The sequence below is a fragment of the Gilliamella sp. B3023 genome (assembly GCF_026536845.1).
In the GTDB taxonomy this organism is placed as follows: Bacteria; Pseudomonadota; Gammaproteobacteria; order Enterobacterales; family Orbaceae; genus Gilliamella; species Gilliamella apicola_E.
In genome coordinates this window covers 55967-78358 of record NZ_JAFNNH010000007.1, presented here as the reverse complement: position 1 = coordinate 78358, position 22392 = coordinate 55967, and the positions used below count along the sequence as shown (strand labels likewise).

Annotated in this window: 17 protein-coding genes; 14 read left to right on the top strand and 3 right to left on the bottom strand. The window is 33.6% G+C overall.

What is annotated here, in order from left to right; translation table 11 throughout:
• The first annotated feature begins 3 nt into the window (after positions 1-3).
• The 4 genes from J3U16_RS05980 (at position 4) to pbpC (ending at position 9703) form a co-directional block, all read left to right on the top strand.
• Positions 4-1164 (top strand): acyltransferase family protein, encoded by a 1161-nt coding sequence (locus tag J3U16_RS05980; RefSeq protein ID WP_267330623.1) that lies wholly within the window; start codon positions 4-6, stop codon positions 1162-1164.
• A 117-nt stretch (positions 1165-1281) separates the two neighbouring features.
• The gene (locus J3U16_RS05975; RefSeq protein ID WP_267330622.1) at positions 1282-1956 is read left to right on the top strand and encodes a 7-cyano-7-deazaguanine/7-aminomethyl-7-deazaguanine transporter; all 675 of its coding nucleotides are present in this window, start codon (positions 1282-1284) and stop codon (positions 1954-1956) included.
• Between the two features lie 260 nt (positions 1957-2216).
• Positions 2217-7316 (top strand): alpha-2-macroglobulin family protein, encoded by a 5100-nt coding sequence (locus J3U16_RS05970; RefSeq protein ID WP_267330621.1) that lies wholly within the window; start codon positions 2217-2219, stop codon positions 7314-7316.
• A gap of 89 nt (positions 7317-7405) precedes the next feature.
• Positions 7406-9703: a penicillin-binding protein 1C gene (pbpC, locus tag J3U16_RS05965; protein ID WP_416379942.1), complete on the top strand. Its 2298-nt coding sequence runs from the start codon at positions 7406-7408 to the stop codon at positions 9701-9703.
• A 280-nt stretch (positions 9704-9983) separates the two neighbouring features.
• Here pbpC and J3U16_RS05960 read toward each other — a convergent pair whose 3' ends face one another.
• From J3U16_RS05960 to dtnK, 3 genes are read right to left on the bottom strand one after another with little or no spacing between them, the layout of a single operon-like run.
• Positions 9984-10745: a DeoR/GlpR family DNA-binding transcription regulator gene (locus J3U16_RS05960; RefSeq protein ID WP_141677452.1), complete on the bottom strand. Its 762-nt coding sequence runs from the start codon at positions 10743-10745 to the stop codon at positions 9984-9986.
• Positions 10746-10768: 23 nt separating this feature from the next.
• Positions 10769-11752 (bottom strand): 4-hydroxythreonine-4-phosphate dehydrogenase PdxA, encoded by a 984-nt coding sequence (gene pdxA, locus J3U16_RS05955; RefSeq protein WP_065733853.1) that lies wholly within the window; start codon positions 11750-11752, stop codon positions 10769-10771.
• A 12-nt stretch (positions 11753-11764) separates the two neighbouring features.
• Positions 11765-13039: a D-threonate kinase gene (gene dtnK, locus J3U16_RS05950; protein ID WP_267330619.1), complete on the bottom strand. Its 1275-nt coding sequence runs from the start codon at positions 13037-13039 to the stop codon at positions 11765-11767.
• 227 nt (positions 13040-13266) lie between these two features.
• On the opposite strand from dtnK, the gene J3U16_RS05945 reads away from it, so the two are divergent.
• From J3U16_RS05945 to pmrA, 10 genes are all read left to right on the top strand, one after another.
• A complete protein-coding gene (locus J3U16_RS05945; protein ID WP_267338928.1) occupies positions 13267-14403 on the top strand; it encodes an iron-containing alcohol dehydrogenase in 1137 nt (378 codons plus the stop codon).
• Between the two features lie 27 nt (positions 14404-14430).
• On the top strand, positions 14431-15309 hold the full coding sequence (locus J3U16_RS05940; RefSeq protein WP_267337401.1) for a dihydrodipicolinate synthase family protein: 879 nt from the start codon (positions 14431-14433) through the stop codon (positions 15307-15309).
• Positions 15310-15352: 43 nt separating this feature from the next.
• The gene (locus J3U16_RS05935; protein ID WP_267330616.1) at positions 15353-16756 is read left to right on the top strand and encodes a sodium:solute symporter family protein; all 1404 of its coding nucleotides are present in this window, start codon (positions 15353-15355) and stop codon (positions 16754-16756) included.
• 12 nt (positions 16757-16768) lie between these two features.
• Positions 16769-17965: a sialidase family protein gene (locus J3U16_RS05930; RefSeq protein WP_267330615.1), complete on the top strand. Its 1197-nt coding sequence runs from the start codon at positions 16769-16771 to the stop codon at positions 17963-17965.
• Between the two features lie 53 nt (positions 17966-18018).
• Positions 18019-18483 (top strand): YhcH/YjgK/YiaL family protein, encoded by a 465-nt coding sequence (locus J3U16_RS05925; protein ID WP_267330614.1) that lies wholly within the window; start codon positions 18019-18021, stop codon positions 18481-18483.
• A gap of 230 nt (positions 18484-18713) precedes the next feature.
• The gene (locus tag J3U16_RS05920; protein ID WP_267330613.1) at positions 18714-19541 is read left to right on the top strand and encodes an ABC transporter substrate-binding protein; all 828 of its coding nucleotides are present in this window, start codon (positions 18714-18716) and stop codon (positions 19539-19541) included.
• Between the two features lie 3 nt (positions 19542-19544).
• Positions 19545-20264: an amino acid ABC transporter permease gene (locus J3U16_RS05915; RefSeq protein WP_065733860.1), complete on the top strand. Its 720-nt coding sequence runs from the start codon at positions 19545-19547 to the stop codon at positions 20262-20264.
• 6 nt (positions 20265-20270) lie between these two features.
• The gene (locus J3U16_RS05910; RefSeq protein WP_267342632.1) at positions 20271-20963 is read left to right on the top strand and encodes an amino acid ABC transporter permease; all 693 of its coding nucleotides are present in this window, start codon (positions 20271-20273) and stop codon (positions 20961-20963) included.
• Between the two features lie 105 nt (positions 20964-21068).
• Positions 21069-21593, top strand: a complete 525-nt coding sequence (locus tag J3U16_RS05905) for a phosphatase PAP2 family protein (RefSeq protein WP_176701500.1) — start codon at positions 21069-21071, stop codon at positions 21591-21593.
• Positions 21594-21715: 122 nt separating this feature from the next.
• The gene (gene pmrA, locus J3U16_RS05900) at positions 21716-22378 is read left to right on the top strand and encodes a two-component system response regulator PmrA (RefSeq protein WP_220225855.1); all 663 of its coding nucleotides are present in this window, start codon (positions 21716-21718) and stop codon (positions 22376-22378) included.
• Positions 22379-22392 lie beyond the last annotated feature (14 nt).

Below are 22392 nucleotides of genomic sequence, written 5' to 3'. Positions count from 1 at the left end.
TGCATGTCTGACAATCATCAACGATTAGTCTCATTGGATGTATTGCGAGGAATGACCATTGCAGGAATGATTTTAGTGAATAATCCCGGGTCGCCAAATGCTATTTATCCTTTACTTAGGCATGCTAAATGGAACGGGCTGACTTTTGCCGATCTCATCTTTCCTTTATTTATGTTTATTATGGGCGTGTCGACTTATATTTCCTTAAATAAATTAGATTTTAAGCTTAATAAAATTCTGTTAATTAAAATCTTGAAAAGAACACTGATTATTTTTGCTATTGGATTATTGATTGCTTGGTTTTCGGGTTTTCTTGCTTTGTATAAGTATTTTAATTGGCTGCCGTTTCATGAGCGGATGGTTGAATCTTTGTCTTGTATAGATCAAATCCGAATTATGGGCATTTTACAACGTTTAGCGATCTGTTATTTGTTTTCTTCTCTTATTATTTTATGTTTTGATAGAAAATATTTGCCTGTTCTGATCGTTCAAATATTACTGTTTTATTTTTTCATCTTATATTTGGGCGACGGGTTTGAGCAAAAAAATAACAACATTATTGCTAAAGTCGATAGAATGATTTTGGGTGAAGAGCGTATGTATCTGGATAATGGTATGTATTTTGAACCGGAAGGGATATTAAGTACTTTTCCGGCCATTGCTCAAGTCCTTATCGGTTTTTGTATCGCCAAACAAATATTTGCGACTAATGTCAATGTCGACAAAATAAAAATCTTGATTAAATACGGGATAATTTTTTCAATAATAGGGTTTATTTTGAGTTTTATTTGCCCAATTAATAAAAAAATCTGGTCACCGTCATTTGTATTGGTGACTTGTGCTATAGGTTGTGTCTTATTTGCCTTATTAATTTGGTTGATTGATATCAAAAAATACAAAAACGCCGTTCATTGTTTTATCCCCTTTGGCATGAATTCTTTATTCATTTTTGTTATCGCCGGTATTATTTCGATTATAACGCGTAGAATGACGCTGGTTTTTCATTCTGATTCACTCAGTTTGCGACAATTTCTGTATTCAAAAGTTTTAGCGCAATATTTTGGAAACTATCCCAGTTCTTTTATCTATGCCTTATTCATTGTCGTGATTTGTTGGTTGATTGCTTTTATTTTATATAAAAAGCATTTTTTTATAACAATTTAAAAATATTAGATATCGATGTAATTAAATTCGGCTTATCCGACATTTTTAACCTTAATTACATCATTTTTACGTTAAAGATTATGGGTTCTCTCACCCCATTTAAAAAAGGAAACGAATATGTATTTGAATATTCACTCTGAAACACTTCAGAACAAATTTAATTCAGCTCAGCAGCGCAAGGCGCTTTGCTGGCTCTCTTTTTTTCATATTTTAGTTATTGCATCAAGCAATTATCTGGTACAAATCCCATTTGATATCTTCGGTTTTCATACCACTTGGGGAGCATTTACCTTTCCATTTATCTTTTTAACCACCGATTTAACCATTCGGGTATTTGGTGCTAGTCTTGCCAGAAAAATTATCTTTGTTGTTATGATACCGGCATTACTGTTCTCTTATTCCATTTCGGTTGTGTTTTTTGAAGGGCATTGGATGGGATTTTCAGCTTTATCTGATTTTAATACTTTTGTTTTTCGAATAGCATTAGCCAGTTTTGCCGCTTATTTGGTTGGGCAGCTTATGGATATTACTGTGTTTAATTATTTACGTAAAAATAAAGCATGGTGGGTTGCCCCTTCGGCATCAGCGGTGTTAGGTAATGGTATAGATACTATCGTCTTTTTTGCCATTGCCTTTTATCAAAGTAGCGACGAATTTATGGCCAATCATTGGATCGAGATTGCTGCAATTGACTATAGTTTTAAAATTTTGATTTGTGGATTATTCTTCTTACCGCTTTATGGCATTATTTTGAATTTCATTTTAAAAAAACTGCTTATAAAATCACTATAACAACCTGATTAATTACTTAATTATTCGGAATAATTGTTAATATTTAGAGCTTATCAGCGTTATGATAAGTTCTAAATGCCAAAACCCCTCTCAAAAAACCCGTTCCTCAACTTTTTTTACCAATTTAAAATATTTAATTATCTCAAAAAAAATTAAAAATCTTGATAAAGATTCTTTGCTAAAGTTTTTGTGAAAGTGCATAATATGAACAAAAAAATAAGTAGTATTTTTATCAGGAATAGAAAGGATTAGGTGAAACAATGAGATTGATAAAACACTTAGCTGTGTTGGGTTTGTTTTTGACGTTATGCGCTTGTGATAATCAAAAAGATAAATCGACAGATTCAGTAAGTAATAATAAAACTGAATTAACTACAAATAATACCAGTAATACCAGTAATACCAGTAATACAACGCATGATTCGAGTACAAATTCGCAATCTCATAACCCATTTAATCCAACACCTGAACTAATCGAAAAATATAAAGGTAAAAATCTAAAAGTTCTCGATAGTTCAGAATTAATCATTGATGGTTCAAGCACATTAGTCGTGACGTTTTCTGTCCCTCTCAATCCGAAATTGAATTTTTCAAATTTATTAAGATTGGTTGACAAAGAGAGTGGTGTGGTTGATGGCGCTTGGGAGTTGTCTGATAATGGCCTTGAATTAAAACTTCGCTACCTTCAGCCAAATCGTAAATTGGTTTTAACTATCGATAAGATGTTATCAGCGATTAATGATAGCCATTTGTCATCTGTTTATGAAGCTCAAATAACCACCCAAGATCGCCAACCTATGGTTGGTTTTGCTAGTACTGGATTTTTATTACCAAGTAAATCCATGAGTGGATTGCCGATTAATACGCTCAATGTTGATAAAGTTGATATAAACTTTTTCAAAATTAAGCCAGAAAAATTACCTATTTTGCTTGATAATTATGGTTTTATTGATATGTTGTCAATTTGGCGTTCGCAAAGTATGAGTGAATATACTGATTTAGTTTATTCTTCAAGATTTGATCTTAATCCTAGACCGAATGCTCAAGAAACCATTATCGTTAACCTTTCTACAGTTTCTGAACTTAATCAAGAAGGTGTTTATATTGCGGTAATGAATGAAGCGGGTACTTATAATGAATCAAATCCTGCAACAATATTTTCAATAAGCAATATCGGGGTTTCATATCATCGTTATGATAATGGTAAATTAGCGGTAACGACTCATGCTTTAGATAACGGTAAGCCACTAGCTAATATTAATTTAACATTATTATGCGAATCTAATAATAAGCAGTGTAAGAATATTAAGGCAACGACAGATAAAGATGGCTATGTTGAAATCGATGGCAACAACAAGGCATATAGCGTATTGACTGCAACCGATGGCGAGCAAACTTCATTTTTGATGGTTAATCGTGCTGCGCTTAATTTAACTGATTTCAATTTATCGGGCAAACCTTTCTACCAAAAACAATTATTTGTTTTTGGCCCTCGTGACCTTTATCGTCCGAACGAAACCGTCTATTTTAATGCACTATTACGTGATGCAGATGGACAGCCATTACCTGATCAACCAATTGTCGCTGAAGTGTTTTCTTCTAATGGTCGAGTTGTCAAAACTTATCAACTAAAAAGCAGTGTGAATACCAATGGTTTATATCAACAACAATTTGTTATCCCCGCTGATGCAGCAACAGGTAATTGGTTAATTCGTTTCAATTTAGGTGATGATAACTATCGCCAGTGGAATTTCAAAGTTGAAGAATTTTTGCCAGAACGTATGGCGATGGAAATACACAGTTCATCTGATGGTCCAATTCTTAAGAGTGAAGATGTTTCTTTTGATATAAAAGGTTGGTATTTATATGGTGCGCCAGCATCTGGTAATCGCTTAGATGCTAATCTTTATTTAAAGAAAGTTGATACCATTGCAGGATTAGATGACTTCAAAATTGGATCAGCTACTGAAGAAAATCCATATCGCGAACTTGATTCTTTAGAGTTAAAGTTAGATAGCGATGGTTTAACTGAAATTAATATTGAGAATAATTATTGGTCAGGAAGCTCATCACCTCTAAAAGTCGTTTTACAAGCTAGTTTGCTAGATTCTGGTGGTAGACCAGTTACGCGTTATGCAACACAAACTATTTGGCCTGCACCTAAATTGCCGGCAATCCGAGCATTATTTGAAAACTCAGAATATTATGATTGGAATAGCGATAATTATTTTGAGCGTCCAACTGTAGACATAAATAGTAATGCTGAATTCGAAATCGCTTATGTTGATTTGGATGGGGAAAAATTAGGTACAAAATCATTAAAAGCTAGACTAGTTCGTGAGCGTAATGATTACTATTGGGTTTGGTCTGAGGAAGATGGTTGGCGTCAAAGTTCCAACTCGAAGGAATTTGTGGTTTCTGAAGATCAGTTATCTATTGAGGCAGGCAGTACCACAAAAATAACCTATCAACCTACTGATTATGGTGCTTACCGAATTGAAGTGGTAGATACAAACAGTAAAGTCGTATCAAGTCTCAGATTCTGGGCTGGTTATGATTGGGAAGATAATACTCATGGTACTAAATCTGTACGCCCAGACCAAGTTAAGTTAAGTATTGATAAACCATCTTATAATCCTGGAGATGTCGCTAAAGTTAATGTTCAAGCACCTGTAGCTGGTTCTGGTTATATTTCTCTCGAAACCAATGATGGAACCATTTGGAAAAAAGCCATTACGGTGGGTGAAGAAGGTTTAGATGTCGAAATTCCTATTGAAAAATGGGGGCGACATGATATCTATATTAGTGCTATGATTATTCGCCCTTCGACTGATGCTTCCGTGCAAACAGTTAAACGAGCAATTGGTTTACTCCATTTACCAATTGATACGTCTAATCGTCAATTAAATGTGACAATTGATACACCGGTACAAGTAGAACCTGAAACTGTTGTGCCAATTAAAATTAAAATGGATAAACCATCTGTCCAAAAAGATAAAAAAGTGACTGTATTGGTTTCAGCTGTTGATTCAGGTGTTTTAAATATTACTGATTATGTCACACCCGATCCTTATGCTTGGTTTTTAGGACGTAAACGCTTTAATGTCGATATTAACGATGTCTATGGCAGCTTAATTGAAGCTACTGGTCGTAATGTAAATATGAGCTTTGGTGGTGATGCGATGGGCGCTGGCGGTAAAAAACCGTCAAATGAAGTTCAAATTGTTGCGCAACAACTCAAAACCATTCAATTAGATGATAATGGGGAAGGTGTGATTAATTTACCTTTACCTAATTTCAACGGTGAGCTACGTATAATGGCTCAAGCATGGGATGATAATCGTTTTGGTAAAGCTGATAAAAAAATGAAGGTTTCAGCTCCGGTTATAGCTGAATTATCAACTCCTCGATTCTTATCTGGTGGTGATCGCGCTGTATTAGCGTTAGATCTTCATAATTTGACAGATAAAACACAAAATATGAAAGTTGAAGTATCGACTAATGGTTTGATTCATCAAAATGAAGCCAAAACGATATCAGTCAAACTTGATAGTAAACAAAAAGATATCATTCAAATCCCTGTTATTGCAGATTATGGTTATGGTACTGGTTCGGTAACGATAGCGGTCAAAGGTATTTTACTTGAAGATAATTCTGACACTAAAATTGAAAGATCATGGTCAATTGGCGTAAGGCCTGCATATGCCGGAACAACGAGATCTTATGTGTTAGCACTAGATGCCAATGAGAATTGGGAATTACCAAACGATGCATTAACAGGATTAATTGATAACACTGTTGAAGGGCAATTGGTCATTTCTAATCAGCCTCCGTTAAATATTGCTCAATATATCAAAGATTTATTTGCATATCCTTACGGTTGCTTGGAACAAACAACGAGTGGTTTATTCCCATCATTATATGCCAATAGTAAACAACTCGCAGAACTAGGTATTAAAACTGATTCAGATGAGATGCGTCGTAAAAAAGTGCAATTAGGTATTTCACGTATCTTATCAATGCAACGAAATAATGGTAGCTTTGGGCTATGGAATAGTCATAGTAATGAAGAGCATTGGTTGACAGTTTATGCAACAGATTTCTTGTTGCAAGCTAAAGAACGAGGTTATCAAGTTAGTGATAAAGCGCTTGATTCAGCAATGACACGTCTAGGTCAATATATCTATGATACGTCTGCATATAATAATCTTGATTATTATGGAGATTCACGTAGTTTTGAGTTTTCTAAGTTGTCAATTAAAGCCTATGCATTAATGGTTTTAACTAAACAAAATAAAGTTACCTCAGCAATGCGTAACGAGATAAATTATTTATCAGACAAGATAAGTAATGATAAGTCATTTATCTATTCACCATTACCTATAGCTCAACTAGCGGTTGCTGCTAAATTAAATGGTAATCAAAATGTTTATGAAAAATTATTACCTTTAGTTTTTAGCACTTCGTATCAATACAATAATCACTGGTTTGGTAATTATGGTAGTAAAATACGTGATGAAGCATTAATTCTATCTTTATTAATAGAAAACAAAATAGCTCAGAATAAACAAGGTACTTATCTGTATAATTTATCAGATTTGTTAAACAGTAAACGATATTTCTCAACACAAGAATTAAATTCATTGTTTATTGCTGGTTGGTCATTAGAACAGCATAAAAGTGGTAATAAATTTAAGGTATCAGTGAATGGAAAAGTTAATGAAGTTGATTCAGTATTTTCACATTCATATGATTTTGATAAATTAACCCAAGGGTTATCGATTGATAATTCAGAATCAGATGAGCCACTATATGTTAAGTTCTCTGTAACAGGTTATTCTAAAACACCTCCAGCGCCAACCTCAGCTGATGGTTTCTTTAACATCAGTCGTACGTATTATGATTTGCAGGGTAATAAAATATCACCAGCAGATTTAGATGTAGGTTCTATGATGGTTGTGGTTTTAGATGTAATAGCTAAAGAACAAGTTCATGATGCGTTAGTTGTTGATTTCTTACCAGCTGGTCTAGAGCTTGAAAATCAAAACCTTTCTAATAGTAGTGTGAATTTATCATCAATTCCTGGTATAGCTAAATTAATGGGAGATGATGATGCTAGTAATATTAAATATCAAGAATATAGAGATGATAGATATGTTGCCGCTGTTAACATTAATAATTATGTGGGGCGCAATAATAAATATCGAAAACGTTTAGTGTATTTAGTTAGAGCAGTAACTACTGGCGATTACATGATTCCTTATCCTTATGTAGAATCTATGTATCGTCCAGACCGTTTTGCTATAGGAGAATCACCTGATTTTATGACTATTTCAAATCCTAGACAGGAAGAAAATTAATTAGATATTAATATACTAATTATTCCGCCAATATATTTGGCGGAATTTTTATTTATAAATACATTTGGCTGGGTCACATAATAAAGATAATGAAAAAATGCTTTTATAAAATATTTAAATTTTTTTTGATATTATTAGTTTTATTGAGCAGTAGTTTTTTTATTGCTGACTCTCTTTTTCCTTTATCTATTTCACAAAATAAAACTACACAAACCGTTGTTGCAGATGATGAAACGCCATTATGGCGATTTGCTGATCAAAATGGTGTTTGGCGTTATTCAGTCAGTCTTGATGAAGTGCCAGACTATTATCTTGAAGTTTTATTAAATTATGAAGATCGCTATTTTTATGAACATATTGGTATTAATCCGATTTCTTTATTTCGTGCAGCTTGGCAAAATATATCAAATGATAAAATCGTTTCCGGTGGTAGTACTATATCTATGCAAGTGGCAAGATTATTATATCCACACGATCGAACGCTAACGGGTAAGCTAAAACAGATCTTTAGAACCCTCCAGCTTGAATTACATTATAGTAAAGATGAAATCTTAACTTTATATATTAACCACGCACCCTATGGTGGCACAATAGAAGGTATTGGGGCGGCAAGTTGGTCTTATTTTGGTAAACAGCCCAAAGAGTTAACAAGAAGTGAGGCAGTATTATTAGCAGTGTTGCCTCAAGCCCCAAGTCGATTACGACCCGACCGATTTCCTGAAAGAGCCAAACAAGCTCGTGATAAAGTATTAGACCGATTGGCAGAATATAAAGTATGGTCAAATGATTTAATCGAAACCGTTCGACGCGATGAGGTTTGGGTATATCCACGAAAAGCACCACAAGTGGCTCCTTTACTGGCTTATCGTTTAAAAAATAAATACCCTAATGAGGATATTATTCATTCCACTATTGATGTTTCAATTCAATATAATTTAGAAGATTTAGCCATCAATCGTGTGAAACAACTACCGCCTAAAACATCATTGGCTATTCTAGTAGTCGATCATACTGATATGACAGTAAAAGGTTATGTCGGTTCAGCTGATTTTAATGACAATGAACGTTTTGGCCAAGTTGATATGATTAGTGCGTTACGTTCTCCTGGCTCTACACTAAAACCTTTTATTTATGCGCTTGCTCTTGATGAAGGTATGATTCATTCTGAATCGCTATTGCAAGATGTTCCTCGTATTACTACTGATTATCGTCCAACCAATTTCGATGATGGTTTCTATGGGCCGGTTAGTGTATCTGACGCATTAAGTAAATCATTAAATTTACCAGCGGTTCAATTAATTGAGTTATATGGCCCAAAACGATTTGCAGGTAAATTGGCTGGTATTGGGTTACCTTTATCTTCGATAGGCAACGAGCCTAATATCTCCTATATATTAGGTGGTGCTTCATTAAGGATGGATAATCTTGTTAGTGCATATAGTGCATTTGCTAGGCATGGCGAAGTGAGTCCATTGCGCTTTACTCAAAAAGAGCCATTGATTAATAAACCCTTTATTTCAGATGGTAGTGCTTGGATAACAAGACAAATGTTAATTAATAGTAATCTATTAGCTTATAAAACAGGAACCAGTTATGGCTATCGGGATGCTTGGGCAGTTGGTATCAATCCAAGATATTTAATTGGCGTTTGGGTAGGGCGTCCTGATGGCACTCCCGTTGTTGGGCAATATGGTTCAATGTCTGCCATGCCAATTTTACAACATGTTAATTCAATTTTATTAAATAGAGAAAATCGTTTAAATCGTCCACTCACTACTTATGAAAAACCCGCATCAGTATCTTCTATGAAAATTTGTTGGCCATTAGGGCAACCTCTTCCGGAATCTGATGTAAATTGTCACCGTCAAAAGACCGCATGGGTTTTAAATAATATGACACCGCCAACACTAAGTACCTATGGTGAACTAAAAAATAATATCTATCGTTCTGGGTGGATAACGATTTGGGTAAATGAACGAGGTGAACGTGTTGCTGCTGATTGTCCAGGAGCACAAAAAAAACAACTTGCCCTATGGCCAGTATCATTAGAAAACTTTCTGTTAACAAAAGAGAAAAGGCGGACTCTATTACCACCAATTGATAAAAGTTGCCCTGTAATGGGACAAGATGTTTTTGCTTCACTCAATATCGTAGGTTTACGTGATAAACAATTGATTAGAGCATTACCAGGAAGTCATCAAGTCACAGTTGATTTAACTCCAGAGGGTGGATATGGGGAAAAATGGTGGTTTCTAGATGGAAACTTAGTTGCTAATTCTAAAGATAATGAAAAAGTGGCCTTAACTATTGCTAAAAAAGGTGTTCATCGTTTGCTATTATTAGATGAAAGCGGACAAATATTTCGATTAAAGTTTATGTCAGATTAATTAAGTAACAAACTCAGTGGTTAATTTATTGCCCATTAAATATGTAATGGATTGCTATCTGAGGTTTATTTTAATCGGGATTAACAGAAATATCTAACGTGGCAGAAACTATTAGCATTTATACAATATGTCACGGTTCAAAGTGCTTGTAAGATAAATTTAACAATAGTTAGATAATCAATGCAGACGAAAATATAGTGATCAGTGGGATAATTTTTTCAATAAAGCTAATACTACAAATAAAGTCAGTCCATTGGTGATCTCTTATTAGTGGAATATATTATTTGGCAATATGTAATTTAAACGTTTGATTTTGAAGAGCTTGTACGGATTCTGTATCAAGATGATTATCAGTAATAATGTCAGTAAAGCGGTTTAGAGGTATAGACGTAAATAAAGAATAAGTATTATATTTACTACTATCTGCAACAAGAACAACTTTATCTGCCTTCTCGGCAAAGCTAGATTTTATTAATGCTTTATCTTCAGTTGGTGCTGTTACACCTTTACTTAAGCTCCAAGAGTTACAACTAACAAAGGATATGTCAGGATTAATTTGTAAAAGCAAAGAGCGACCATGTTCACCGATGCAAGATTGGCTACTGTCATCAATTTTCCCACCAATTATTGTGACTTCAATTTGTTTAAATTCAGACAAAAATAGCGCGATATGTAAGTCAGATGTAATGACCCTAACTGGCATTTGCGTAATTCTTTTTGCTATTTCTAATGTCGTAGTACCAGCATCAAGAGCGATTGAGTCACCAGGTTTTATTAGCTTTGCAGCTACATCTGCTATAAGTTGTTTTTCATTAAAATTTTTGTGAATTTTTTCGAAAGTAGTGGGTTGATTTGGAATAAAACGGTTTAGTGTCACGCCTCCATGTGTTCGACTAATGACACCTTGCTGATCTAATTTGATTAAGTCACGACGAATAGTCGCTGGAGAGGCTTCAGTAGCAATAACTAAATCTTCGACTGTCACTAGATTATGAATTTTTAAATAGTCCATGATTTGATCTAGTCGATTGTATTTTCCCACTGAAAACTCCTCTTTTATTTTACTTAATTAGATAACAGTTCCGCTAATCGGATTGATTCTATCATACTATCTGGTTTTGCGACACCTTGCCAAGCAATATCATAGGCGGTTCCGTGGTCAGCGGATGTGCGAATGAAAGGTAAACCAGCTGCAATATTTACACCATCATAAAATCCTAATAACTTAAGTGGAATATGACCTTGATCGTGATACATAGCCACGACTATATCAAATTTGCCTTGGTGTGCTTGTAAAAATACAGTATCTGGTGCACATGGTCCAATGGCGTCAATTCCGTATTGGCGCATTTTTTCGATAGCGGGAGTAACAATTTTAATCTCTTCATCACCAAACAAACCATGTTCACCAGCATGAGGATTAACGCCTGCAACGGCAATTCTAGGGTGCTTAATCCCAATTTTTTTAAGGAAATTATCAGCAATTTTAATTACTTTTTCAATGCGTTCACTGTTTAAGGTATCTAAGAATTTACGTAATGAGACATGGGTTGTGACATGGATGACTTTAAGTGAATCGGTATAAAGCACCATTGCTACATCTTTGCTATCAGTTAATTTTGCTAATAATTCGGTATGACCTGGATACATATGCCCAGCAGAATGTAAGGCTTCTTTATTTAATGGTGCGGTGGCAATAGCTGAAACTTCGCCGCTTAAAGCAAGCTCAGTCGCCTTTTTCACACATCGGTAAGCCAAATCACCAGCTTGCGGTTGAATCATACCAGGTTTTAGAGAATCAATATCATCTAACTTTATATCAATGACATTAATAATATTAGGTTGAAAAATAGCATTACTAACTTGTTCAATCACATTAATTGAAACATTAGTAAATAACCCCATTTTTAATTGCTTTTTCAGAACTTCAGCAGAACCAACTACAACAGAATGTATATTTTTAAGTGCTTCTGATTGTAGAGCTTTTACAATAATTTCTGGTCCAATACCAGCTGGATCCCCCATTGTTATCGCTACGATTTTTGACATCGTATTTCTCCTTTAAATAAATTCTAATGTTTTTAAAAAAATATCATTTGAACCAAAGCCTCCAGCTTTGGTAAATACACGATATTTTATAGGTTTGTTACTTATTAATTGACCATAAGGTACACCAGGACTTACTTGTCCTTCAATTCTAAACCCTATAGCCCCTAAAGACTTGGCTATAGCTATCGCTACATCTCCACCAGTCAAAAATAGATTTTTAAACTGTAGCCGATTGACTAATTGACCTAAAGATTGACAGATATGTTCACCAAGTTGTTCTCGAGTTAAGTTATATTCCTTACAATAATCTTCAACTTTATAACGATCGTCTATATTAGAACTTGTTCTGACTATGCAATGTTTTTGATAATCTAGTTGTGATTGAATCTTTTTTGTTAATTGGGTTAATGTAAATAATGATATATGTGGTAATAACTCTGTAATATTTATATCAAAAATTACCCAATTATCTTTCTGATTAACCGTATAATTTATTTGTTGTTGTGTCTTTTCACTCATTGAACCCGCTATGACTAATAATGGATGAGTACTTATCCTGGGGTTAGTTGTATTTTTTTCTTGATGAATTATTGGTAAAAAATCAATCAAACCAGCTGATCCAACTAGTAATAATTTCTCTTGTAATGGTAAGATTTGTTCAACTATACATTGCAAATCACCGTTTGTTTCAGCATCAACAACAATCATTTTTTTACCATTATTGATAGCATTTTCAATATGTTCTTTTAACTTATAATTTCTTACTTGATCTAAATTGACCTCTACACATGAATATTTTGTTTGTTGTTCAATACAATCTTTTATATTTGATGAGTAAACAGGCGTTTTAGGGTCACTAGCAAATTCAGTATTAATTAATTCAATTCCATTTATGTAACAATTTCCATTTATTGTCGTACGATTCATATTGGGATATGCAGGAACAACCAATGCAACTTTATTTTTAAAATTATCCAATAGCGTGGCTATTTCAGTACCAATATTTCCTCGTAAAGTAGAATCAATTTTCTTATAAATTTGCTTAACGTCAGGATTATTAATAATAACTTTTTGTATTCTTCTTTGAGCTTCTTTATCTGTAACGGCGCGACTTTCAGTATTCACGACTATAACATTATTATTTTTACTTTCTTGAAAACTATGTTTTTCTGATAAGTTGGCTTCTTCCCAATTGAAAATTACATCAACTACCAATCCTTTGTTTACTAATTGAACTCCAGCGTCATTAGAACCGGTGAAGTCATCAGCAATAATCAACTTAATCATTAAGAACTCTTAATTATAAATAATTCCAGTTTTCTGATTATACATATTCTTTATTAAAAAAAACAATTATTATGATTAAAATAAATCAAAAGTTGCATAATGTGATCTTGATCATAGTTTTTCATATTCAATTTGATCAAAATGCAAACATAAATTAATATTTAGTGATTAAATGAAATCAATATGATTTTTAATTGTCATTTTTGGGGCGTTTGTTGGAGATGGTTATGCATATAAATAGCACAATTCTTAGTGGACAAGGAGTTTTAAAAGATCTTCATTTTTTATTTAAAGATCGTAAGCATGTTCTGTTTATAACAGATCAAAATATTATTAATTTATCCGTAACAAAAGAAATCATCAAAAAAGTGCAAGAAAATGTTGCTTTAGTAAGCATAGTTGATGATATTCCGCCGGAACCAAGCCATCAGGATGTAACTAACTTACTTAATAAAATGAAGGTATCTAATGCTGATCTTGTAATAGGTGTAGGTGGTGGAAGTGTACTTGATGTAGCTAAATTGATTTCTGTTTTATGCGTTAAAGATTCCAATATTACTCTTGAACAATTATTAGATGGGCAAAAACCAATTAAGCGGTGTACTTCTGTATTGATACCGACTACAGCCGGTACAGGATCAGAAGCAACACCAAATGCGATTCTAGCTATACCTGAAAAAATGACCAAGCAGGGTATTATTTCTCCCGTCATGTTACCTGATTATGTTTGTTTAGCACCTGAATTAACAACGTCAATGCCAAAGCATATTGCTGCTTCAACAGGTATAGATGCTTTATGCCACCTAATAGAGTGCTTTACAGCCAGTATCTCTAATTCGGTTGGTGATAATTATGCTTTGATAGGTATGGAAAAGCTATTCAATTCACTCGAAAAATCAGTTAATGATATCACTGATATAGAAGCAAAATTAAATATGCTTTGGGCTTCTTATTGTGGTGGTGCCGCTATTGCTCATGCTGGTACTCATTTAGTTCATGCTATGTCTTACCCACTTGGTGGTAAATACCATATCCCTCATGGAGTTGCTAATGCAATTTTACTTGTACCTTGTATGGAATTTATTCGAGATGCAGTCGTTGATAAATTTGCTCAAGCCTATGATCTTTTACCTGATGCCGTTCGAACCTTAACCGCAGAAGAAAAATCGCATGCTTTAGTTAACTACTTTAGAGAATTAGTAAAACGTTTAGCATTACCTAGTAAATTACAAGAACTTAATATTTCACCAGATGACTTACCTTATTTAGTTGATGCAGCTCTTGATGTGAAACGTTTAATGAATAACGTGCCAAAGCAAGTTTCCAAAGAAGATGTATTAGCTATTTATCAATCGCTTTTATAGAAACTTTGGCTATTAGGAGTAAATATTATGAGAAAAAAAATAGAAGGGATTTTAACTGCTATCGTGACTACATTTGATGATAACGGTGATTTTTGTCCAAAACGAATGCGTAAACAAGTTCAACGTCAATTAACTAATGGTAACAGTGTTTTTTGTAATGGTACTAATGGTGAGTTTTTTGTATTAAGTACTCAAGAAAAAATTAAAGTGACTGAAGTTTGTGTTGATGAAGTTGCTGGCCGTTCACCAGTTATGGCTCATATTGGGGAAATCTCAACACGTGAAACAATCAAATTAGGCAAAGAGATAGAGAAATTAGGTGTTGATGCTGTATCAGTCATAGCACCTTATTTTATACCAGTTAAACAAGAAGAGCTAATTTATCACTACACGGCTATTGCTGACGCTCTTACTGTTCCCGTCTTTTTATACAATATCCCCGCCAGAACTGGTAACACAATTCAACCTGAAACAGCAGCCAAATTAGCTGAACATCCCAATATTTTAGGTATTAAAGATAGTGCAGGTAGTGCAGAAAGCTTACAAGCTTTTCTTGATGTAGCTAACAACATAGATGGATTTGATGTATTAACAGGGCCAGATTCGCTCATTTATCAAGGTTTTGTTGGTGGGGCTGTTGGATCTATTTCAGGACTCGCAAATGTAGCTCCGGGTTATATCAATGCCATTTGGAGAAATTTTAAAGAGGGTGATTTAGCTAAGTCTAAAGCTGCTCAAGATGCCGTTGGGGATTTAAGAAAAAATTTGTATGCAACAGTATTTTCACCAGCAGCTGTGAAGAAAGCATTAACTTTAATGGGCGAAGATGTTGGTGTAAGTCGTTATCCAGTTATGTTCTCTGATGAACATATAGCAACAATTAAAAATATTATTAAAAAACTATAACAAATATTTACATTGTAATTATATTAAAGATGAAAGGTGATTTATGCATTATTTTGGAACGATGGACACAATAATAATAATTAGTATTGTGGTTCTCTACATATTAGCTACCTCATGGATGACTTATTTTTTAAGAAGTAAAAACAATAGTGATTTCATGGAAGGGTCTCGAGCTGTACCTGCAATTGTTGTAGGTATTTTATTGATGACTGAGTATATTGGTGCGAAGTCAACTATAGGAACAGCTCAGTCTGCATTTGATAATGGTATTGCAGCGTCATGGTCAGTTATAGGTGCTGCAATAGGGTTTCCATTATTTGGCTTGATATTAGTTAAAAAAATTTATAACACTGGAGAAATCACTATTTCTGGTGCTATTGCACAAAAATATGGTAACTCAACTAAGAATTTAATTTCTCTAATAATGATTTATGCATTAACACTAGTAAATGTTGGAAATTATATTAGTGGAGCTGCAGCTATTTCTACTGTGCTCCAAATCTCTTTACCTGTTGCTGCTCTTATTACTGCAGTGGTAAGTACATTTTATTTCGCTTTTGGTGGATTGAAAGGTGTGGCTTATGTAACAATTATTCATAGCGCCGTTAAATATTTTGGTGTGTTATTTATTTTAGGAACGGCGCTTTATCTTACCGGTGGTTTTGGTCCTATGATTGAACAAATGCCACCTCATTATTGGACTTGGGATGGTTCAATCGGAGCAAGTACAATTTTCGCCTGGTTAATTGGTACTATAGGTTCAATATTCTGTACACAATTTGTTATTCAAGCTATATCATCAACTAAAGATGCTAAATCAGCTAAAAGAGCTTGTTGGTATGCTTTCTTTTTCTGCTTACCAATTGCGATAGCAATAGCTATTATCGGTGTTTGTGCAAAATTCCTTCACCCTGAAATCAAAAGTTTATATGCATTACCTGTATTTATTCAAGATATGAATCCTATCATGGCAGGCATTATTACTACATCATTAGTTGCTTCAATTTTTATCAGTGTTAGTACAGTGGCATTAGCAATAGCTTCTTTAATTGTTAAAGATTTCTATGTTCCTTACTGTAAGCCAACAGCAGAAAAAGAATTTAAAGCAACAAAAATTATTTCGGTTATTGTTGGTTTTGCTCCATTATTACTTGTACTTGCTTTCCCTGAAGTTCTGAAATTATCATTCTTCACAAGAGCAATTCGATTATCAATTACCATTGTGGCAATGATAGCCTTCTATCTACCATTTTTAAATAGTACACGAGCTGCAAATATGGCTTTAGTTGGTGCTGCAATTATAACGTCTCTTTGGTTCTACTGCGGTGATCCGTTTGGTATTAATAACATGTATGTAGCATTAATTTCACCTGCATTAATTATGTTATTAGACAAAGTGCTAATCAGTCCTTTTGTAAAAACTAAAGTGAAAGCGGATAATTTATAAGGAGATAACGGAATGACAAAAGTAAGATTAGATTGTTCAGGCCGATTATGTAAAAACACTGATGATACAAAACGTGTTGATGCATATTTGCCGACCGAATGTGTGCAAAATCATGCAGCAAATTTGTTGCAATTGCCAAACGGTGATCTACTTTGCACTTGGTTTGGAGGAACACAAGAAGGGATTCCTGACATTTCTGCGTATTATTCTAGATTGAAAAAAGGAAGTGATACATGGACAAAAGCGGTTAAACTTTCAGACGATCCAACACGATCTGAACAAAATCCATTATTCTTTTTAGATCCTGATAATGTTCTATGGATTTTGTATACTGCGCAAATTTCAGGAAACCAAGATACTGCGATTGTCCGTTATCGAAAATCACTAGATTATGGAGAAACCTGGGGGCCGATTGAAACATTATTGGAAGACCCCAATAAAGGTATTTTTATTCGCCAGCCTATTACTGTTATGCCAAACGGGGATTGGTTATTGCCAGTTTTTTACTGTATTGCAAAACCCGGTGAAAAGTGGGTTGGAAGTTATGACACTAGCGGTGTGATGATTTCTAAAGATAAAGGTAAGACATGGTCAAATATTGATGTTCCTGAAAGCCTAGGTTGTGTGCATATGAATATCTTAATGCTAAAAGATAACTCTTTGTATGCTATTTTTCGAAGTCGTTGGGCTGATTATATTTATGAAAGTAGATCAACAGATGGTGGCTATACGTGGACAAAACCAATTGCTACCATTTTACCTAATAATAATTCATCAATTCAAGCCACTGTATTAGATAATGGACATATTGCCTTAGTGTTTAATAATTCAAGTGCCAAAGATGCCAAAGAAAGGCGAGTGTCTCTTTATGATGAAATAGAAGATGAAAGCAGTGCACATAAAGAAGAAGCAAAAATTCTTGATGGGCAAAAAAATGCTTTCTGGGGTGCTCCTAGAGCGCCTATGTCGTTAGCAATTTCCACTGATAATGGTAAAACATGGCCTTATATTCGAAATTTGGATGAAGGTGATGGTTACTGTATGTCAAATAATTCAAAAGACAATCTTAATCGAGAGTTTTCATATCCAAGTATCAAACAAGGCTTAGATGGTAAGTTACACATTGCCTATACCTATTTTAGAATGGCAATTAAATATGTTTTGGTTGAAGAGGATTGGGTTAAGTCCACTATTAATAATAAGTTCTAGCAAATTTAAAGGGCTTAAATTTTAAAAAGTAAACTGGCAAAGGGAGATTGGAAATGATTGCTGGTAATACAAAATTTCTACATTTAGCAACACTACCTAAGTCGTTATATAGTATTTTAGCTCGACCAGAGGCTAGCTTTGAATATCTAAAGACTTTACCTGATGGTAAATATCAACTAAAAGGAGAAAGGTGGTTTTATAATGTCGGTGATTCTTATACTTCGCCTGAGCAAGAGCGACATACAGAGTTCCATAAGCTATTTTTAGATATTCAAATGATCTTAGAAGGTGAAGAAATCATTCGTTACAGTTTGATTGATTCTAGTAATGAACCTTGCTATGAGAAAAAACCTGATTTGTATATTTTGGAAAATCCTAAGATAAATAATGCTATTTATTTAACTGAAGGAGATTTTGTTACTTTTGCACCTGGTGAAGCCCATCAGGCTTTGTGTATGATTAATGTTCCACAAAAAGTACGAAAAGCTGTATTTAAAGTTCCCATAGATATTATTTAAATTCAATTATCATTTACTAAAACATCCAACAAGTAAGCCAAAGCAAGTTCAGTTACTGAGCTTGCTTTTTTAGTTAAAACTTTTATGTATTTTCAACGTATCTGATATGTATCATAATTCAATATAACTATAAGTTATAACCATGTAAACATTTGTTATTTATCCATACGATTCTTTATTGATAGACTTGATATATATATAAACCAGTCCTTCATTTTTTGGGAGTCGATATGAAATTTTTAACTAAATCATTAACAGCTGCAGCATTATTTACGGTCTTGTTAGGTATCAATTCAGCCTACGCCGATCGTTTGGATGATATTGAAAAACGAGGGGAGATCAAGATTGCTGTTTTTGATAGTAATCCTCCGTTTGGATTTATTGATGAAAAAACTAATAAAATTGCTGGGCTTGATGTTGATTATGCCAATGAAATTGCTAAAGCATTGAATGTAAAAGTCGAACTAGTTCCAACTAATCCGGCCAACCGTATTCCTTTACTAACTTCACAAAAAGCAGATCTGATTGTTGCAAACTTTACGGTTACTGATGAACGAGCTAAAACAGTCGATTTTAGTTTGCCTTATTTTGCTACTGGCCAGAAGTTTGTAGCTAAAAAAGGATTCCTAAAAACAGCAGATGATCTTAAAAATCTTCGTATAGGTGCCGATAAAGGTACAGTGATGGAAATTACTCTACGTGAGAAGTACCCAACTGCTAAAGTAATCTCATATGATGATACACCTTTTGCTTTTGCAGCATTACGCAATGGTGTTGTACAAGCTATTACTCAAGATGACGCAAAGTTAATTGGTTTACTTGCTAATGTTCCAGAAGAACAACGAGCTGCTTTTGAAATATCTCCATTTAGTATAACTCAAGAATATCAAGCTGTAGGTATTCCAAAAGGGGAAACCCGCTTGAAAGAAAAAGTTGACCAAATATTATTAAAGCTTGAAAATGATGGTGAAGCGTTAACTATCTATAACCGTTGGTTTGGACCTGATACAAATTCAGCCATGCCTCGTGGTGATTTCAAAATAGGTAAAGGTCAATAAATAATGTATGAGCAATTACTGGAACCCCGTTATTTATGGTGGTTGTGGGATGGTTTTTTAGTCACTATCGCTATTTCAGTTTTAACAATCATTCTCTCTACAATATTTGGTTTTTTGCTAGTTATTGCTCAACAAAGTCATATCAAAATTATCAAAGGCGTTGTAATTAGTTATAACGCTATATTTCGTTATTCTCCATTGTTACCGCAGCTTTTTTTCTGGTATTTTGGTATAGGTAATTTGTTACCAGTAGAATTTAAAATGTGGCTATTTGATGAACCGCAAATCCAGCTGTTTTTTTTCTCTTTAAAAATGCCTTCTTTTGAATTTATTATTGGTTTAATTGGATTAACATGTTACTCCAGCGCTTTTATTGCTGAAGAATTTCGAGCAGGAATTTTGGGAATAAGCAATGGTCAAGAACAAGCATCATTAGCTTTAGGTCTTACACGTTGGCAAAGTATGCGGTTTATTATTTTACCTCAAAGCATTCGTATCGCATTTCCTCCGTTAATTGGTCAATATATGAATATCATCAAAAATTCCTCTTTAACAATGGCTATTGGGGTGTTGGAACTATCTTATGTTTCACGTCAAGTTGAAACCGAATCGCTGAAAACATTTCAGGATTTTGCGATAGCAACATTTTTATATATTTTAGCCATTGTTATTGTTGGGACACTAGGCAATATTTATCAATCAAAGCGATTAAACAGGGTCTAATTTTTTATGGATTTTAAAGGTTTTGAAGTAATTTGGAATAATTTAAATTACCTAATGTGGGGTAATTTCCCAGGCGGTATTCTGTTGACTCTTTTGATGAGCTTAGCTGCTATTATCTTTTCATCTATTTTAGGTATTTTCGCTGGTATTGGTCTAACTGTTTGCAAAGGATTTTTACGTCAACTTTTAGTTGTAGTATTAGGATTTTTAAGAGCGATTCCCGTTATTATGCTGATATTTTGGACTTATTTTTTGTTGCCAGTGCTATTGAATGTTGATGTGCCAGCTATTACAACAGTTATTTTTGCTTTATCTTTAATTGGTGGCGCATATATTGGTCATTCTGTGTATGCGGGAATGGTAGCTATTGCTAAAGAACAGTGGCAAGCGGCTTTTTCGTTAGGTTTAAATAAAAGACAAGTCATCTTTTTTGTTATTCTTCCTCAAGCATTAAAAATGATGCTGCCTTCATTTGTAAATCAATGGGTATCATTAATTAAAGATACGTCTTTAGCTTATATAGTGGGTGTTGCAGAATTTACATTCATTGCTACCCAAATTAATAATCGTAGTATGGTTTATCCTACTGAAATCTTTTTGTTTGTGATTGTTGTTTATTTTATCATTTGCGCTGCACTTGATTTTACCGTCACTTTATTGCCGAAATACCATTTGATTACTCGAAAAAATAAACGATAAATATCATTTATTAAATGTTCAAAATCCTTTTTAAGGTTCTTTTAAGCTTTATTGATTAAATTACAACTAAATATTGTTTTTATAGGTCGTTGTATGTTGCTTGATATGAACACTCATCTTTTTTTATTAATTAATGCTCAAGAACAAGCCTCCAAATTATTTATTCTTTTTGCCATATTTTGTGCAAATTATTTAATCTTTGTTCCTATAGTCATATTGGGAATATGTTTTTTATTCAAACCTGTTTATAGACAATTAATCATAAAAATTGCTTTAGGTTTGGCTGTAGCCTTATTTGTAACCTTTGTTATTCGACATCTATTTTATTCTCCACGACCATTTGTTCTTAATATTGGTACCAACTATTTGAATCACGATAAAACGAGTTCTCTTCCTAGTCAGCACGCTGTTTTTATTTGGACTATTTGCTTCTCACTTTATCTAAATTATAAAAAGCAATTTAAAGCATTAACTTATCTATGTACGATTGTTGCATTACTTGTTTGTTGGAGTCGAATCTACTTAGGTGTTCATTGGCCACTGGATATTCTGGTGGGTATGTTGTTAAGTTTTATCTCTGTTTATTTAGTCAAAAAGATATGGTTTATACGTTCAAAAAGTTTTAAATAATTATTCGCTAAATTATAACTATCAAAATGAACTTAAATTTTTAAAGCATTGGGAAATAAATAGTAAAGCGTATAATAGTTGTAAATGTTACATTTCTTAAATCAAAATTAGGTAACACTATAATGAAAATTCTTATAGTAGAAGATGATAGTTTATTACAAAAAGGTTTATATGACGCGATAACGTCTAATGGCTATGTTTGTGAAGTCGCATCTAATGGCAAGCAAGCTGAGGATCTTATTGAGTTTGCACAGTTTAGTTTAATTATTCTTGATTTAGGTTTGCCTGATTGTGATGGCTTAGAGTTACTCACCCGATGGCGCAAAAAAAATATCGATATTCCTGTACTAATTTTAACCGCTCGCGATACTATCGAAGATAGAGTTGAAGGTTTAGATCTTGGTGCAGATGATTATTTAATAAAACCCTTCGCCTTAACCGAATTGCTAGCCAGAATAAGAGCGTTAATTCGTCGAAATCAAGGAACTGCCGATAATATTGTTAACTATGGTCCTATTTCAATAGATATTAAACTTCAAAAAGCTACTTTAAATAATCAAGAAGTGATATTGACGCCAAAAGAATTTATTTTACTATCTAGATTGATGTTGAAAGCCGGTGAAAAAGTGCATCGAAGTTTATTACAAAATGATCTATATGATTGGCAGAGTGATCCAAGTTCAAATGTGCTTGAAGTTTATATTCACGCCTTAAGGAATAAATTAGGAAAAGATTTAATTAAGACTGTGCGTGGGTATGGCTATCAACTCAATATTAATAATTAGTTATTATTTTAAAA